The sequence below is a fragment of the Mycobacterium xenopi genome, from assembly GCF_009936235.1.
Lineage (GTDB): Bacteria > Actinomycetota > Actinomycetes > Mycobacteriales > Mycobacteriaceae > Mycobacterium > Mycobacterium xenopi.
Map to the genome: position 1 here is coordinate 198515 of NZ_AP022314.1, position 17480 is coordinate 215994.

At 62.0% G+C, this 17480-nt stretch carries 9 protein-coding genes and 4 pseudogenes; 9 read left to right on the forward strand and 4 right to left on the reverse strand.

Going from position 1 to position 17480, the window contains the following annotated elements; genetic code table 11:
* Positions 1–20 precede the first annotated feature (20 nt).
* The gene (locus tag MYXE_RS00825) at positions 21–602 is read right to left on the reverse strand and encodes a TetR/AcrR family transcriptional regulator (RefSeq protein WP_036391083.1); all 582 of its coding nucleotides are present in this window, start codon (positions 600–602) and stop codon (positions 21–23) included.
* A gap of 182 nt (positions 603–784) precedes the next feature.
* Here MYXE_RS00825 and acuR point away from each other — a divergent pair, with 182 nt between their 5' ends.
* From acuR to MYXE_RS23875, 4 genes and pseudogenes are all read left to right on the forward strand, one after another.
* On the forward strand, positions 785–1417 hold the full coding sequence (acuR, locus tag MYXE_RS00830) for an acrylate utilization transcriptional regulator AcuR (RefSeq protein ID WP_086370962.1): 633 nt from the start codon (positions 785–787) through the stop codon (positions 1415–1417).
* A 14-nt stretch (positions 1418–1431) separates the two neighbouring features.
* On the forward strand, positions 1432–2415 hold the full coding sequence (gene acuI / locus MYXE_RS00835) for an acrylyl-CoA reductase (NADPH) (protein ID WP_031354507.1): 984 nt from the start codon (positions 1432–1434) through the stop codon (positions 2413–2415).
* A 206-nt stretch (positions 2416–2621) separates the two neighbouring features.
* Positions 2622–3263 carry an SDR family oxidoreductase gene (locus MYXE_RS00840; RefSeq protein ID WP_036391071.1) on the forward strand — a complete coding sequence of 214 codons (642 nt, stop codon included), beginning with the start codon at positions 2622–2624 and terminating at the stop codon, positions 3261–3263.
* 343 nt (positions 3264–3606) lie between these two features.
* Positions 3607–3855, forward strand: a pseudogene (locus MYXE_RS23875) (hypothetical protein); the annotation flags it as partial.
* Here the strand turns inward: MYXE_RS23875 and MYXE_RS25160 are convergent.
* From MYXE_RS25160 to MYXE_RS00855, 3 genes and pseudogenes are all read right to left on the reverse strand, one after another.
* Positions 3852–4163 (reverse strand): annotated as a pseudogene (locus tag MYXE_RS25160) (hypothetical protein); the annotation flags it as partial. The pseudogenes MYXE_RS23875 and MYXE_RS25160 sit on opposite strands and share 4 nt — an antisense overlap.
* Before the next feature lie 107 nt (positions 4164–4270).
* The gene (locus MYXE_RS00850) at positions 4271–5542 is read right to left on the reverse strand and encodes a glycosyltransferase (protein ID WP_039890044.1); all 1272 of its coding nucleotides are present in this window, start codon (positions 5540–5542) and stop codon (positions 4271–4273) included.
* A gap of 65 nt (positions 5543–5607) precedes the next feature.
* The gene (locus MYXE_RS00855) at positions 5608–6723 is read right to left on the reverse strand and encodes an NAD-dependent epimerase/dehydratase family protein (protein WP_039890046.1); all 1116 of its coding nucleotides are present in this window, start codon (positions 6721–6723) and stop codon (positions 5608–5610) included.
* A 282-nt stretch (positions 6724–7005) separates the two neighbouring features.
* On the opposite strand from MYXE_RS00855, the gene MYXE_RS00860 reads away from it, so the two are divergent.
* The 5 genes and pseudogenes from MYXE_RS00860 to MYXE_RS25410 form a co-directional block, all read left to right on the forward strand.
* Positions 7006–8178 (forward strand): acyltransferase family protein, encoded by a 1173-nt coding sequence (locus MYXE_RS00860; RefSeq protein WP_081485318.1) that lies wholly within the window; start codon positions 7006–7008, stop codon positions 8176–8178.
* Between the two features lie 283 nt (positions 8179–8461).
* Positions 8462–9733: pseudogene (locus MYXE_RS00865) on the forward strand (glycosyltransferase).
* Positions 9734–9873: 140 nt separating this feature from the next.
* On the forward strand, positions 9874–10986 hold the full coding sequence (locus tag MYXE_RS00870) for a class I SAM-dependent methyltransferase (RefSeq protein ID WP_085197325.1): 1113 nt from the start codon (positions 9874–9876) through the stop codon (positions 10984–10986).
* Between the two features lie 390 nt (positions 10987–11376).
* Positions 11377–11604: an MbtH family protein gene (locus tag MYXE_RS00875; protein WP_003920657.1), complete on the forward strand. Its 228-nt coding sequence runs from the start codon at positions 11377–11379 to the stop codon at positions 11602–11604.
* Positions 11605–11648: 44 nt separating this feature from the next.
* Positions 11649–17460: pseudogene (locus MYXE_RS25410) on the forward strand (amino acid adenylation domain-containing protein); the annotation flags it as partial.
* Positions 17461–17480: the final 20 nt, after the last annotated feature.

Sequence of the window (17480 nt, forward strand, 5' to 3'; positions counted from 1 at the left end):
TCGATGATGGAGGCGGGACTTCAGGACGTGCCGACCAAACCCACCAACTGCGGCAAGGTTATTCGTGAGAAACGGTCGTATGGAGCGCGGGTGCGATCGATCCTGGCGCGAAGCACTGCCCCTTCCCACGCTTCGATAATCAAACCTGCGACTTCGCGACGCCGTTGAGGCGTTCCCTCTGTGAAAACAGCGGCCAGTTCGTGCTCCCAAGCACAAACAATGCCGCGTAGCTTTTCGTGGACCGACGCACTGGTGGCTGAGACTTCGAGCGCGAGATTGCCAATTAGGCAGCCGCGCATAAAGGTATGGCGCTCGTGCTCGTCGGCAATCACCGCGAAGTAGCGTTGCAGGCGGCGAACCGGTCTCCCGCGACCTAGCAGCAAGGATCCGGACCGGTCCTGAAGTTCGAGCCAGTACTGTTCTAGCACTGCGACAACAAAGGCTTCTTTGCTCTCGTAGTACGTGTAGAACGCCGCCTTCGGTACGTGGGCACGATCGGCAATTTCCTTGACACCTGTCGCGTTGACGCCACGGGCATAGAAGAGCTCGAGTCCACTAGCGAGTAACCGTCTGCGGATATCCGGGTTCCCCGGGCGAGGCACAGGAGCAGAGTAACTGACCGAACAAGGACCTTGGCCGTGCACGGCACCAACTCGACCACGCGCGTCCAGACGCACATATCCGGTCAAGTGAGCATTTTTGGTGCGCCATTGCGTAGCGCGAACTCACCGGGCGCTGAACGCGCCCGTGGACATTTAGAGACAGTCGGTCTAATCTCATCACCATGAGCGCTCCCATTGTCCGGCCTCGTCGTGGACGGCCGCCAAAAGTCAGCCGTGACCACGAAGACACGCGGGGAGCATTGCTTCGCTGCGGGATGGAAATCCTGACTGCGCAGGGCCTCACTGCGACAGGTATTGAATCGGTGCTCAAGCGCGTCGATGTACCGAAGGGCTCGTTTTATCACTACTTCGACAGCAAAGACGCATTCGGTCTGGAGGTGCTGCAGAGCTACGCGGAGTATTTCGCGCGCAAACTTGATCGCTGGCTGTTGGACGACAGTCTGCCACCACTGCAACGTCTGACCCTTTTCGTCGAGGACGCGAAAGCCGGAATGGCCAGACACAGGTTTGATCGTGGATGCCTTGTTGGCAATCTTGGGCAAGAAGTTCGGACACTTCCCGAGAGCTATCGCACGAAACTCGAAGAAACACTTGAGGACTGGGAGCAGCGCTTACAGGATTGCCTGCGACTGGCCGTTGACGTAGGAGATCTTCCGGCCGACACCGACTGCGCCGCGCTATCACGGTTCTTCTGGATCGGTTGGGAGGGAGCGGTATTGCGCACCAAACTCGCTCGGACAGTCGAACCGCTCGACGTGTTTTTCAGTGGATTCCTCGCATGTGCCCGCGCGTAGGAGAAGGGAATACGATGTTCAGCGCGATTGTGGTTGAGAAGACCAACACGGACTACCGTGCGGAAATGCGGCGGCTCGGCAGCGACGACCTACCTGAGGGGCAAGTGACCGTCCGGGTCGCATACAGCAGCCTCAATTACAAAGACGCCCTGGCCATCACCGGTAGGGGCCCCGTCGTCCGTCGCTTCCCGATGGTCCCGGGAATCGACTTAGCCGGCGTCGTTGAGGCCAGCAATGACGCGCGCTACAAACCCGGTGATCACGTTCTGGTGAACGGTTGGGGACTGGGCGAGACCCACTGGGGAGGGCTTGCACAGATCGCTCGGCTCCAGGCGGACTGGCTAGTGCCACTCCCCCCCTCGTTCACCGAGGCGCAGGCCACTGCCATCGGCACTGCGGGCTATACAGCGATGCTTTGCCTGATGGCACTCGAACAACACGGGGTCACCCCTAGCGACGGCGAAGTACTCGTCACCGGTGCCAGTGGCGGCGTCGGAAGCATCGCGGTCACGCTGCTCGCGAGCAACGGCTACACGGTCGTCGCGGCAACCGGCCGCCTCGCTGAGGCAGACTATCTGCGGAGGTTGGGTGCGGCTACGGTGATCGACCGAGCCGAACTCGCCGAACCGGGCCGCCCCTTGGGCAGCGAGCGCTGGGCCGGCGCTATCGACTCCGTGGGCAGCCACACACTGGCCAATGTGTGTGCCACTACCAGTGCCGAGGGAGCCGTCGCCGCGTGTGGCATGGCTCAAGGCATGGAATTCCCAAGCACTGTTGCGCCATTCATCCTGCGCGGAGTGAGCCTGTTGGGTATCAACAGTGTCACGCAGTCCCACGCCAAACGCGTCACAGCGTGGGGCCGGCTGAGCAGCGACCTCGACACCGGACACCTAGGCGAGATCAGCCACGAGATCGGCCTCACTGACGCTATCTCCACTTCAACAGATCTTCTTGAGGGCCGAGTGAGGGGCCGCATCATCGTTGACGTGAATCGCTAACTCCCCTTTGCTGGAGCAGTGCGGGATAGTCGCTAGCTGACGGGTTATCTGCACGATAGGCACGTGCTCTCCCGCAGCATGCGATCAGCACAACCGAGGGGCCGCCAGCTCGCCAGTAACTGTCGTGCCGGACTCGGCCGAGTAGGAAATACCTTGATCGCCGCTTATAACGCCCACCACACACGACGACAGAAGGAGCAGCATTCATGACACGAGTTCTTGTACTTGGTGCCGGAGGCAGAATCGCGCAAATCGTAGTACGCGAACTGCTCCACGACGAGAGCGTGAATCTCACCCTCTACCTACGGAACGACCAACGCTTGCACGACTTGCCCGACCTCCGCGCAACGGCAGTAGAAGGTGATGTCCTTAACGGAAGTCTCCTGAAACAAGCGGTCGCGGGACAAGACATCGTCTATGCCAACCTTGGCGGTAAAGATATCGTGGACCAAGCGCGTGGGGTCGTCACTGCACTTGAGGGCGCTCGCGTGCGAAGGCTCATTTGGATCTCGACGCTAGGGATCTACGACGAAGTCCCCGGCGAGTTTGGCCGTTGGAACCATCGGATGCTCGACGGCGGCTATCTCGAAACCTACGCCGCAGCGGCGAAAGTGATCGAGTCTTCGCGCCTTGACTACACAATCATCAGACCCGCATGGCTTACAGACAAAGACGAAGTGGACTACGAGATCACCCAAAAAGGAGAACCTTTCAAAGGCACCGAGGTATCCCGAAAAAGCATCGCGGCACTCGTCGTACGATTGATTACCGATCCCTCACAAGAACTCCACGGCTCACTGGGAGTAAACAAGCCAGGCACCGACGCCGACAAGCCTGCATGGCAGTAATTCCGGACGCGATCGGGAAGAGCCGTTGGATAGTGGATAGTCCAGGCGCAATGCGAACTCTGGGCATGAGGTCGCAGCCTGCGTCGGGCGGCGTAAGTTCACCCTCGCGGGAGCACTAGACCGCCTAGGTCGAGTACGAGCAGGCCAAGCGGATCGTCATTGGCTGCATGCTCCACAGGCGATGACAACATCTGAAGAGACTTCACTCAGAGGGAGGCGGCACAACCCCATAGATCGTGTACGGGCTTCAGTACGTACGTTGACGCTCACCCAGCTTTGCTCACGCTCACCAGCGCCACACTGGGAGAATGCAGGCAAGAAGCAGGTAGATCAACGACTTGTAACCAACCTGGTGCTGGTCTGCCCCTACCATCATCGCTTGCACCACCGCGGTGTGATCACCATCGCCGGAACCGCCGATAATCTCGTCGTCACCGACAGTGACGGTCGACGGCTCAGCGGAGCATCGCTCGCCCGCCAACCCAAACGTCCCCCGCCCGCCGTCCCACCGTGGCCCGGGCCCCTCGGCGAGCGCGCCGACTGGTGGTGGTACGACCCCTTCCAACCCCAGCCCCCACCACCAACCAACTAGGTCGGCCACCGGAGCCGATCATCACCGGCACTGTACCGAAGCCCAAACAGGTTAAGGTGTGGGCAAATTCGTTCGCGGTACCCGCTGACGTAGGCACTGAGTTGAGCTAAGTCGGGCGGGAGTACTTCGAGCGCCCACTTCGGACGCGAGTTCAGTTCAGCAGTCGCGGCTCGATTGTGCACCTATCAGCGCGTACGTCACCGTCACGGAATTTCGATACGGCGACGGGGTTTCGGGGCCGCGCAGACTTCAGCAATCTTGCGTCCTCTCTCATGGATTGTGGTGGCGTTGCCGGACCGGATATCGAGGCAGCACTCCGACGACAAAGTTGCCTCAGCCACGGCCGCTGGCGGTCTCCTCAGTAGCTGGCCCGCACGATGGCTCATCCGCAGACCGTTGCGCTGCCCCTTCTTAATCAGGCAACTCGCCTCACCCGCACGAGATTCTCCACAAGATCGGCGGCTTTGGCCACGCCTTCGGCGGGTTTGCTCATCCGGCTCGCGAGTTCCCGGGCGCGCGCGACGTACTGGGGTTCCAAAATGGTGCGCAAGTCGGCGACCAAGGTTCGCTCAGTGACCGCCGAAAAGCGGCGTGCGGTGCCAACTTTCAATCGTTTGACCTGAGCACCCCACAGCGTCTGGTTGAGGTCCGTGGGAAGAATCAACGTGGGCACTCCTGCGCGCAGTCCGAGCGCAGTGGTGCCCGCGCCGCCGTGGTGCACCACCGCGCGGCAGGCGGGGAAGATAGCCGCGAAGTTGGCCGCGGCGACCACCTTGACGTGGTCCATATGCGGGGCGTGGCTGAAGTCGGTTGATCCGCCGCAGAACAGCGCCCGCTCGCCTAGCTGCGCGCAGGCCGCGCCGATCATGGTGAGGGTGTCGGCCGGTGATTCGACCGGGATGCTGCCGAACCCGAAGAAGATCGGCGGTGTTCCTGCGGCGATCCACGAGGCGATCTCGTCATCGGCATCGGTCGGTAATTCCAACGTCAGTGTGCCAACAAACGGTCGTCGGTCACCAAATTTCGCCCATTCGGTCGCCAGCCCCGGAAAGCACACCTCGTCGTAAGCCTGGATTTCGAGGGCTGCGCGCTTCGCGATCCGACGCGGCCAGGGGCCGGTTTCTTTCGGCAGTCCGAGTTCTCGGCGCTGGGCTTGTTCGATTTTCTTGGCCGCACCGCCCCAAGACAGCAACTCGTATAGCGTCATCGCAGAGCGGCCCAGTGATGGGGGCACGAACGGCACAAGCTGGCCGTTGGCACGCATCGGGAACCAGTGCAGCGTGACTAACGGAAGGTCGTAGTGCTCTGCAACGTTGGCAGCGAGAATCTCGAAACCGATATTGCTTGCGAGTAGGAGGTCGGCTCCATCGGCCAACGATGTCAGCGTCCTGCTCATCTCCCCCCAAGCGCTAAGAGGGCCTGAAATTTCGCGCCACAGGTCTCTCAGAGTCTGGATCTTCCAGGGGCTGCGAAAGAAACACGTCCAGAAGTTCCGGTAGGAGTCCATGAAAGCCTGCAACTCCGGTCCATAAGGGACTGCTGTAAGGCCAGCAGATTCGGCGAACTTGACGTAATCCGGAGGGACTGCAATGCGAACGTCATGCCCGCGACGTTGCAGTTCACGGCCGACGGCGGCGCAGGGCTCGACCTCGCCACGACTTCCCCAGCTCGACAGCGCAAATTTCATCGTGGGAAATCCTCCCTTTTTCACTCCCCCCGGCAGTTCAAATCAGTGTGCTGTCAACGCAACCATCACGTTCGATCGGAGGACTTTCCGGGTAGATGGTCGGGTTTAGTTGTCTCACAGAGAGATCCATGCTGTTCGTCGATCCATTCAAGCAGTGAGTGCAGGCCATCATCAAGCGTCCATTTCGGCTGCCAGTCCAGCTCGGCCTTCGCGGCCACGATGTCGCAACTGGCGGCGCGTACATCACCGTCGCGGAATTTAGGGACGACGATCGGTTCCGGAGCCTTGCAGATCGCGGCGATCTTTTGAGCGAGTTCGAGGATCGTGGTCGCGACGCCCGACCCGATGTCAAGGCAGCGAGTCGCAGGCCGCTGCACCGTAGTTAACAGTGCGTCAACGACATCATCGATAAAGACGAAGTCGCGCACAATCCGGCCGTCTTCATAGACCTCCAACGGACGACGCTCACGCGCCAACCGCGCGAAAAGAGTGACTATGCCTGTGTACGCATTGGTCAGCGATTGGCCCGGCCCGTAGACATTCTGCAGCCGCAACACACTCAGATCGGTGTCGCGGGCAGCAGTCCACGCCCCCAACATGTGCTCCTGCGCGAGCTTGGTTGCGGCGTAAATGTTGGTGGGCCTGGGCTCGGTTCGGCCCGCGCAGCTCGGAAGTGGCACTGCCGGCTCGCCTTTCGGCCCTTGGGGATCCCAGATACCAGCCGACAGTTGGGCGTGGCTGCGCGGCGGCGGATAGAAAACTTCTGCGCCACATTGCCAAGCGCCCTCGCCATACACAGCCCTTGAAGACGCGAGGACGAACTGGTCGGGCACCCACGCTGAGCGGCTCAGAGCGTCAAGAAGCTGGGCAGTACCCACCACGTTTACCGAACCATGGCGCGTCGCATGGGTGAGCGACTGCCCCGTTCCGGTCTCGGCCGCCAAATGGACGATCTGAGAAGGCCGAAACAAACGAAGCACCGCATCCAAGTCAGGGCCATGGGTGACATCGCCGGTGAACAACCGCACCGAAGGCGTCAGGTTGAGCGCTCTTCCATCAGCGTGCACTTGCGGATGCAAGACGTCCATCACAGCGACGTCATAACCGGCTTCGACGAGACGGCGCGCGAGTGCGGACCCGATAAACCCTGCCCCACCGGTGACGAGGACGGACGTTGACAAGAGCCGAGGCCTCCGGTTCCTTCTTGGTGCAATTACATGACCAACGCGTTAGCGGAGAGCGCAATCCGAGCGGATCATATCGGCTCCCTGATTACCATCATCCCCGCGGGTCGCATCCTGCAGACCGGTATGGATAAACGTGTTCCGCTGCGTGACTGGATGACAGCCAGCGCCCGACGTCGACTTCTGTCGAGCAGCACTGCGGTTGGATGAACGGGGTACAAAATTCCCTGACCTCTATAGAGTCATCCAACGCAGGCTGAAGCGCTACGGAAGGCAAGCATGAAACTCGGGCAGGCATTCGATCCGAGAAGAAACGCGCTGAACGCGTGGCGGCTAACTTTGGCGACCGGAGTGATCCTCTGGCACTCGTTCCCACTCACCGGCCACCACATCGCATTCCAGCCAGTTCACCAGCTTCTCCGTGATGCATGGGTTGACGGGTTCTTTGCGATCTCCGGATTCCTCATCACTTGGAGCTGGCTCAGCAACCCGCGGCTGTGCACCTATCTCGTTGCTCGAGGCCTTCGTATCCTTCCCGGGTTGTGGCTCTGCCTGATCATCACCGCGTTTGTCATCGCCCCGGTCAGCGTGGCGATTCAGGGCGGTCCAGCCGCCAAGCTGCTGCTATCCCGCGCACCACTCGAGTACGTTCTAAAAAATTGCGCAGTGCTGATGGCTCAACTCGATGTCGGCGGGACACCGCGCGGGGTTTTATTTGCAGGCAACTGGAACGGTTCTCTCTGGACCCTGATATTTGAGGTGTTGTGCTACATCGCGGTTGCTGTTCTGGGCCTAGTTGGGCTCCTCAATCGTCGCTGGTTCATCCCTGCCGCCTTGGCGTTGATGCTCTTCTGGTCGACCCGGCTGCCACCGTGGTACCTCTTCGCTGAAAACCCAGCAGCCCCGCAGCAGCATGTCGACGCTGCAAAATCCTTAGCGGTAGCGGAGGCGTCTGCAGCTCGGCTATTCACCATGTTTTTCGCCGGCGCGCTTCTTTACCAGTTCAGAAACGTCATTCCTGCTCGATGGTCACTCGTCGCAGTATGCTTTGCCGTCGTCATCGCGGCCTCTGCGCTGCCTAATTACCGGCTGATCGGTGCGATTCCACTGGCTTACGCGATCATCGTTTCAGGGACGCTCATCCGCCACAAGCGCTTGAGACTACGGACAGACTTCTCCTACGGCGTATACATTTACGCCTTCCCGGTTCAGCAGTTGCTGATAATTGGAGGGCTCGGCACTGTGAATCCGATTGTGTTTGCAATCATCGCAGCCATCGCCACCTTCCCGCTGGCGGCACTTAGCTGGTTCCTAGTCGAGAAGCCCGCATTGTCTCTAAAAGCGCGCCTAAAACAGAAAAGTATTGCCAAGTCGGCCGAGCGTGGACCGACACAGCCGGTTCCAGGCCCAGACCAGCCGGAACTCGCTGAACCACATCACCCTGGTCAATAATTTTTGCAGCGATCCAGCACGGCGCTGCGATTTCCCGCTAGCCCCTTGGAGGCATGGTGGTTGAAGAGCGCTGGGATGTCGTGGGGTCGGCGCCTAGGCTTCGACGAGACGGCGCGACAACGCGGATCGGCTAGGTCCCGCAGCGGTGACGATCACAAACGACCGCCCAAGACTTTTTGGATTTCAGTCCAATAGCGCCGGATATTCGGTTATGTTGCAGCGCGGCTTAGCCCGAAGCACTCCCACTTTCATTCCGAACGTAGGGAAAGTGAAAGGTCGCGCGATGAGATTCGTGCTAGCAAGCTGGGGGAGCCGCGGCGATATCGAGCCCTTCGTCGTAGTAGGCCGTGAATTGGAGCGCCGCGGACATGACGTGCGCATGACCGTCCCCCCTGATCAAGTTGGTTTCGCTGAGGCGGCTGGACTTACGGCGGTGCCCGGCGGGCTGAAAATTAAAGAGTGGCTGGATGTGCACGCGGACTTCTGGACCTGCTTGTTACGCACGCCGTGGAAGTTCTGGGAGCTCAACCGCTTGTGGCGCGAAGTTGGGGAACTTATCAGCCGGTGCTGGAAGCAGATGAGCGCACCGCTGATGTCGCTGGCTGACGGAGCCGACTTGCTGTTCACCAACGTGGGTTTCGAGCAACCCGCTATCAATATCGCCGAGTATTACGGCATTCCGTTGGCTACATTGCATTACCGCCCGATACGGGTCAACGGTCAGATGGTTCCAATCCTGCCGTCCTCGTTGGCGCGCTTCGCCATGACGGTGGATGAGTGGCTGTCCTGGCGCTGGGCCAAGAAGGTCGACAACGCGCAGCGTCGGGAACTACGGCTGCCGAAATCCGCTGGTCCCCCGTCGCGGCGCATCGCTGAGCGCGGGTGGCTGGAAATTCAGGCCTACGACGAGGTTTGCGTTCCCGGACTGGCCGCCGAGTGGGCAAAATTTGACGGTCGGCGGCCCTTTGTCGGCGCACTGACGATGGAGTCGCCAACAGAGGCCGACGACGAAGTCGCGTCATGGATCGCCTCTGGCCTGCCGCCGATTTATTTCGGGTTTGGCAGCATGCCGGTCGAGTCTGCCGCCGGCACGCTGGCCATGATCAGCAAACGCCTGCGCGCAGCTAGGGCAGCGGGCGTTGGTGTGCGCCGGCTGGAGCGATTTCAGTCACGTCCCCCCATCCCCGACCACGTCAAGGTGGTGGCTGCGGTGAACTTCGCGGCGGTCTTTCCCGCCTGCCGCGCAATCGTGCACCACGGCGGTGCCGGCACGCTCGCCGCAGCCATGCGTGCCGGAGTCCCCCAGTTGATCCTGGCGATGATGGCAGATCATTTGATGTGGGCGGCTCAGCTCAAACGACTGAAAGTCGGGTCTGGCCAGCGGTTTTCGGCTACGACGGAGAAATCACTGGTCGCAGACCTCCGCCGCGTCCTGGCCCCGCAATATTCCGCCCGGGCCCGAGAGATCGCCACCCGGATGAGTAAACCCGCCGAGAGTGTTGCGGCCACCGCAGACCTTGTCGAGCGGTTGGCCGTCTCGCGTCGGGTTGGCTGATCAACGACAAAGTGACTGACGTCCCGTCGATACGCCGGCACGTGAGCAGTAGCAAGGCGGTGCCACAGCGCCGAGTCAGGGTCAACACGTTCGGCTGATGCGCATCTGGTTACTCTGGCCGATGACTGGGAGGTGAGCGGGTGGGTGTGGTCGTCGATGGACGCGCGGTTGATCGGACGAACCTTCATCGTGTCTGGAAAGTAGTTCTCGTCGGCATCGCAGTCATCGTGGCCATCGCCTGCTGCTTCGTTCCGGTCATCGCCGTCGCACTCGGTTTATTTGTAGTGTTGCTGCTATGCGCACGCTTGGTTTATCCGCGTCGTGACCGCTACATTCCCAACTTATACGCCCGCGACATCGACACCTACGATCCCGAATATCGTGCGTTTATCAGGGGCACCATCTCAAATCTCCGGCGACACCGTATCCGAAGTCACACCCTATTGTGGGAAGCAGCACAGCTGCCCGCAGCGAGCATTGATAATGCTCAGGAATTATTGCTCGATCTAGGAGTCTGGATCGGCTGGTCGACAAGGCTCATATCTGACGTTTGCGGCCGCACGGTATACGGCTTCGACACGTTTTCCGGACTGGTAGAAGACTGGGAACTCGAAGACCTAACCGTCCTCAAGCGGGGATCTTTTTCGCTGTCACAACCGCTCGCACAACGTTTTGTCCGAGATACCGGCGTGACGTTGCACGACGGCGTGCCGGACGCGCTCGGCCGTAACGTCGAGTTCATAAAAGGCAGCACCTATGACACGTTGGCGCCATTTCTAGCCGAACGGCCCGGTGCTCCGATCCGGCTTTTCCACATGGATTTGGATACATATGAAAGTTGCCTGCACGCGCTAGAAACCTGTAAGGATCGATTCGTCGAAGGATCCATCCTGGTCTTTGACGAGTACCTCGTCACCAGCAGCGAAATGCGCGCGTTCTACGAGTTTCAGCGCCGCTACCAGCTAGAATGGCGCTATCGCGCTTGGGGCCTCGAGATCATGGAAATGAATATCGAGATGATTCCTGGACGCTGGAAGCGCTTGTGGTATTACTTCACGGCCATTGCATTCTATTGGTTGCTTGCAGACGGTCGCTATGTATGGATGCCCTTCAGCAAGCGTTTCTGGAGATTCTGGCTCGGCGCGCCTTTAAGCGACATCGTCTTCATGCTGGGCGCTGCCGGCCAGCGGAAGTCGGTCAGCCTGGAGATTACCGGCCTAGGGAAACTCGAACGGGAACGCGATCGCATCTAGGACCGAGTAGCGCCCTCGGACTGCTGCGTCAGGCCTTGCCCGGGCCGGCCCCGAACGGACCCACGATGACGGAGCGATCGGCGCAGGCTGAGACCTTGGGTCGATGCGGGTTGAGGCGCAGTAGCCGCCGAGGTTGCGCTCGGCCGCGGAAATATGAGGCGCTACAAAAGTATTGTCACTCTGCGCTGGCTTGCCTGAAGGCCACCAACAAAGCCGTTGCTGCAGGGCACAGCGGCAACATCGGCGCCGAACCCCATAACTTGCACCAATAGCCCAGCTGTGTCATGGCTCACACACCGTAACTTTTTCCAAAGCCAGGACCGAAGTTATTGGACAACAGTAAGGTTTGACAAGTTCCACGCGTGTCAAGTAGACGGTCTGGGGGAACCAGTGGGCATCAATCCGTTCGACGACGACAACGGTAACTTTCTCGTCTTGCTCAACGACGAGGAGCAACACAGCCTGTGGCCGTTCGCTGATGTTTCAGCTGGCTGGCGAGTGGTGTACGGCGAAGCAGGCCGTGCTGCATGTCTGCACTACGTCGAACAGAATTGGACGGATATACGGCCGAAGAGTCTGCGTGAGAGGCTGGCAGGGAGCCGGGGTATCGATAACTAACAACCGGTTACCGAAAACTAAACCGTCCGGGTTCTGGGAGTTCAATGGAGCTTGACGAGAACGCGCATCCGCTGACACGCGGACAGTTGGATATATGGCTTGCGCAGGAGGCCGGTCGCTTCGATCCTGACTGGCACATCGTCGCGTTCGCCGTAATCCAGGGCGAAGTAGTGCCCGAACTCCTCGAACAGGCAGTACGGCGGGCCGTAGCAGAGGCCGAGCCGGTCAGGGCGACGGTTTTCGAGACGGATGGCCAGGTTTTCCAACGAGCGCTTGAGGATCCGCCGATCGAGGTTCCCTTTCACGACCTCAGGCACTTTCCGGATCCTATTCAGGAGGCATACCGCTTCGCTGAATCCATCCGGCGCACGCCGATGCCGCCCACAGGTCCACTATTCAGATTCGCATTATTCCGCACCGCGACGGACGAGTTCTACTGGTTATTGTGTTTTCACCATCTTGTCACCGACGGATTCGGGACGGTGCTTTTCGCCAATCGGGTGGCGGCCGTCTATTCCGCGCTCATTTCCGGTACACCGGTAGCGCCCACCTTCTTCGGTTCGCTGCAAGAGCTGGTTTCCTGGGAAACAGAATACGAGGCTTCTGAGAACTACTCCGAGGATTTAGCGTATTGGCGTGAAAACCTACCACCGGAAAGTGCGTCGCATTATGGCGTCACACACTCGGAGGACGGGCGCGACGAATCCTCGGTTTCCGACTCGGTCAAATTAGACCCTGGGATCGTTGATCGCGTTCACGAGTTGTCTAACGCGTTGAGCATGCGCCGCTCGTCGGTCATTACCGCGGCATGCGCGCTGTTAGTACGGGCCTGGTGCGCAGAGCGCTCACAAGTGGTGCTCGATTTCTTTGTCAGCAGACGAACGACTCCCGAGTCGGCGACCTTTCCGGGGATGGTCTCCGGGTTTGTCCCGCTGGTGTTGACGGTTTCGCCGGGATCGACGGTCGCCGGCTTCTGTGAGCATGTCGACACGCGGATACGCGAAGCGCTGCAGCACCAAAGGTTCCCCGTGCATGTTCTGGAACGCAAAGCGCAGGCCAGCGGTCCGAGACACGTGTCACAGAGGGTAGGTGTCAACTTCGTCCCGTCGATAACCCTCGTGCCTTTTGGCGACGCTCCCGCGTCCGGGATGGTGACTCGCTTCGGTCGCGTGAACCACTTCGGACTGTTCTTCTTGAACGACAACGGCCAGCTCGCGTTGAGCACGGCCGGTGCTGGGCAGCCTTTGTCGAACTTCGACGTCCCCGAGCTGGCAGAGCGATTGCAGCAGGTGCTGGCCGCGATGACCGCCGACCCGAGCCGGCCGTTGTCGTCGGTGGATCTGCTCGACGGGACTGCGCTCGAGCGCTTGGACATGTGGGCGAATCGGGCGGTGCTGACTGGGCAGTCGGCCACGCCGCAGTCGATTCCGGCGGTGTTTGCCGCGCAGGTGGCGCAGCGCCCGGATGCGGTGGCGTTGACCTTCCAAGACCGCGCCATGACGTATCGCGAGCTCGATGATGCGTCGAATCGGTTGGCGCACTTGCTGGCTGATCACGGCGCCCGTCCCGGGGGGTGTGTGGTGCTGCTGTTGCCGCGCTCGGCCGAGGCGATCGTGGCGATTCTGGCGGTGCTCAAAACGGGGGCCGCCTATCTGCCCATCGACCCCGCGCATCCGGCCGCGCGGATCGAGCTCCTGCTCGCTGACGCCGCCCCGACCGCCGCCGTCAGCACCGCCGAGCTGCGCTCACGGTTGGACGGACACGACTTCGCGGTAATCGACGTCAACGATCCAGCGCTAGATGCCCAGCCCGCCACCGCGTTGCCGCCGCCAGCGGCGGACGATATCGCCTACCTGATCTACACCTCCGGCACCACCGGCGTCCCCAAGGGCGTGGCCATCACCCACCACAACGTGATCGCCCTGCTGAGATCAGTGCACGACGAACTCGCGTCTCCGCAGGTGTGGTCGCAGTGGCATTCGTATGCGTTTGATGTGTCGGTGTGGGAGATCTGGGGTGCCCTGTTGCGCGGTGGCCGGCTGGTGGTGGTGCCCGACTCGGTGGTCCGCTCTCCCGAAGACTTCCATGCCTTGCTGGTTGCCGAGCAAGTCAGCGTATTGAGCCAGACCCCGTCGGCGTTCTATGCGCTGCAAACCGCCGACACGCAGCACCCGGAACTGAGCAAGCAGCTGAGCCTAGAGGCCGTCGTGTTCGCCGGGGAGGCGCTGGAACCGCAGCGTCTTCGGCCGTGGCTGGGCCACCATCCGAGAGCGCCACGGTTGATCAATATGTATGGCACCACCGAGACCACGGTGCACGCGTCATTCCGCGAGATCGTCGCCGCCGATGTGGACAGCGGCGGCAGCCCGGTGGGGGTGCCGCTGGCGCACCTCGCATTCTTCGTGCTGGATGGCTGGCTGCGTCCGGTGCCGGCGGGGGTGGTCGGTGAGTTGTATATATCGCCGGCGCGGGCCTGGGGGCGGGGTATTGGCGGCGGGCGGGGTTGACCGCGTCACGGTTTGTGGCGTGCCCGTTCGGTGACCCGGGGCAGCGGATGTATCGGACCGGGGATTTGGTGTGTTGGGGCGCCGACGGGCAGTTGCAATACCTGGGCCGCGCCGATGAGCAGGTGAAGATCCGCGGGTATCGCATCGAGCTGGGCGAGGTGGAGGCGGCGTTGGCCGCGTTGGAGGGGGTGGAGCAGGCGGTGGTGATCGCCCGCGAGGACCGTCCCGGTGATAGGCGCCTGGTGGGTTATGTGACCGGGGCCGTTGATCCGGCCGGGCTTCGCGAGCAGCTGGCCCAGCGGCTGCCGGGCTACATGATTCCGGCCGCGGTGGTGGTGGTGGAGGCGTTGCCGTTGACGGTCAACGGCAAACTCGACAAACGCGCGCTGCCGTTACCGGAATACGCCGACACCGACCGCTACCGCGCCCCGGCTACTCCCACCGAGGAGATTTTGGCCGGCATCTACGCCGAGGTGCTTGGGCTCGAGCGGGTCGGTGTCGATGACTCGTTTTTCGATTTGGGCGGGGACAGCATTTTGTCGATGCAGGTGGCCGCGCGCGCTCGTGCCGCTGGTGTGCTGTGTCGGCCGCGTGATGTGTTTGTTGAGCAGACCGTGGCCCGGCTGGCTGGGGTGGCCAAGGTGGCCGATGGTGTCCAGGGGCCGGTTGATGAGGGTGTGGGGTCAGTCGCGCCGACTCCGATCATGTGCTGGCTGGCCGGTATGGGGGGGCCGGTGGAGCAGTTCAGCCAGACGATGGTGCTGCAGGCTCCGGCGGGGGTTTCCGAGGCCGATGTGGTGGTGTTGGTGCAGGCGTTGGTGGATCGGCATGCCATGCTGCGGGCCCGCGTCGTTGATGATGGCGCTGGGGGTTGGGTGCTGGAGGTGCCCGAGGCCGGGTCGGTCGATGCGCTCGGGTGCCTGCACATCGTGGAGGTGTTGTCTGATGAGGCGCTGATAGAGGCGCGCTCGCGGCTGGATCCGGCAGCCGGGGTGATGCTGACCGCGCTGTGGGTGGCCTCGACGGGCCAGTTGGCGTTGCTCATCCACCATCTGGCTGTCGACGGGGTGTCGTGGCGGATTCTGTTGGATGACCTCAACACCGCCTGGGCTCAACGTTGCGCTGGCCAGGCTGTGGTGTTGCCGGTGTCGGGGACGTCGTTTGCCCGCTGGTCGGTGCTGTTGGCCGAGTACGCGCACCATCCCGATGTCGTGGCCCAGGCCGAGGTGTGGCGCCAAGTGGCGGCGGCGTCCCCAGTGCTGCCCGCGGTGCGCCCTGAGGTTGACACGTTTGCCACGGCTGGGCGCCTTTCGCAGGAGTTGGACGTCGAGACCACGCGGATGCTGCTCGGTGAGTGCCGGCGGCGTTTCACGCCGGAGTGCACGAGATCTTGGTGATCGCGTTCGGGCTGGCGCTCGCTGAGTTTTTAGGCCACCACGGTGTGCCGATCGGGATCGATGTGGAGGGTCATGGCCGCCAGGAGGACCTGGCCCCCGATGTCGATCTGTCGCGCACGGTGGGCTGGTTTACCACCAAATACCCGGTGGCGTTGACGGTGACCCCGCCGGCGTGGGGGCAGGTCGTCGGCGGCGAGGCGACGCTGGGGGTGGTGGTCAAAGCCGTCAAAGAGCAGCTGGCCGGCCTGCCCGATGGTCTGACCTATGGTTTGCTGCGGTATTTGAACCCTGACGTTGACCTGGCCGGGGTCGACCCGCCGATCGGGTTCAACTATTTGGGGCGGCTGGGTGTGTCGACGGCCGAGAGCTCCGATGGGCTGTGGCGGGTCAGCGGGGACGCGTTGTCGTTGACCGCCGCCACCGTTTTGCCCCTGCCGCTGGCGCACACCCTGGATCTCAACGCGGGCACCGTCGACACCGACACCGGCCCGTGCCTGCACGCCCACTGGGCGTGGGCACCCTCAGTGTTTGATCGAACCCAGGTCAGCCGGCTTGCCCGGTTGTGGTTTGAGGCCTTGGCCGGTATTTGCGCGCTTGTGCGTGCCGGTGGTGGCGGGTTGACGCCGTCGGATGTGGCGCCGGCCCGGCTGACCCAGCAGCAGATCGACCAGCTCGAGCAGCGCTACCGGATCGCTGACGTGCTGCCGTTGACGCCGCTGCAGCAGGGACTGCTGTTTCACGCCAGCACCGCACAGGGCGACGACGACCTGTATGTGTTGCAGTTGGAGCTTGCGGTGGCGGGCCCGCTTGACCCTGATCGGCTGCGCGCCGCCGTCCAGCTGGTGGTGAGCCGGCATCCGAACCTGGTGAGCCGAGTCTGCGACCAGTTCGACGAGCCGGTGCAGGTCATCCTGGCCGATCCCGCGCCGGGGTGGCGCTATGTCGAAGTCGATGGTGGCGGCGTCGATGAACAGATCGCGCGGCTGTGCGCGGCCGAGCGGGCCGCGGTGCGTGATCTGGCTGAGCAGCCGGCGTTTCGGGTCGCGCTGATTCGCATCGGCGACGAGCGGCACCGGATCGTGGTGACCGTCCACCACGTTGTGGCCGACGGGTGGTCGCTGCCGATCGTGGTGCAACAGATGTTCGTCGGCTACCAGGGGCAGCGGCTGCCCATACCCGCGCCTTATCGCGACTTTGTCGCCTGGCTGGCCGGTCGTGATCTTGATACTGCCCGCGCCGCGTGGCGTGAGGTGTTCGATGGTTTTGACACCCCGACGCTGGTGAGCCCGCCGGGCAGATCAGGACGGGGGCGCCGAGGCGTGGCATTGTTTCGGGTGCCGGCTGAGACCACCCGGGCGATCACTGCGTTGGCGCGCGCCAGTCATACCACCGTCAACACGGTGTTGCAGGCCGGGTTTGCGCAGTTGCTGATGCTGGTGACCGGCCATCAGGATGTCGCGTTTGGCACGACGGTGTCGGGCCGGCCGGCCGAGGTGGCTGGCGCCGAGGCGATGGTGGGTTTGTTGATCAACACGGTGCCGGTGCGCGCGCGCGTCACAGCGGCCACCACGACCAGCGGGCTGCTCGACCAGCTGCACGGCACCCACAACCACACCCTGGAGCACCAGCACCTGGCACTTGCCGAGATTCACCGGGTCAGTGGCCACGACCAGCTGTTTGACACCTTGTTCGTGTTCGAGAACTACCCCCTAGACACCGCCGCGTTAGCGAGCGGGGAGGGGTTGACCGTCACCGGGTTCACCAACCGCGAATACAACCACTATCCCCTTGCGGTGCAAGCCTTTCCCGGCAGTGAGCTGGGCCTGCGGGTGGAGTTCGACACTGATGTGTTCGACACCGCCAGCATCGAAACACTCGTCAAGCGGTTGCAGGCGGTGTGGGCTGCCATGGCCAGCGATCCGGGGCGGCGGCTCTCGTCGATCGATGTGTTGCAGCCTGCTGAGCTAGCCTG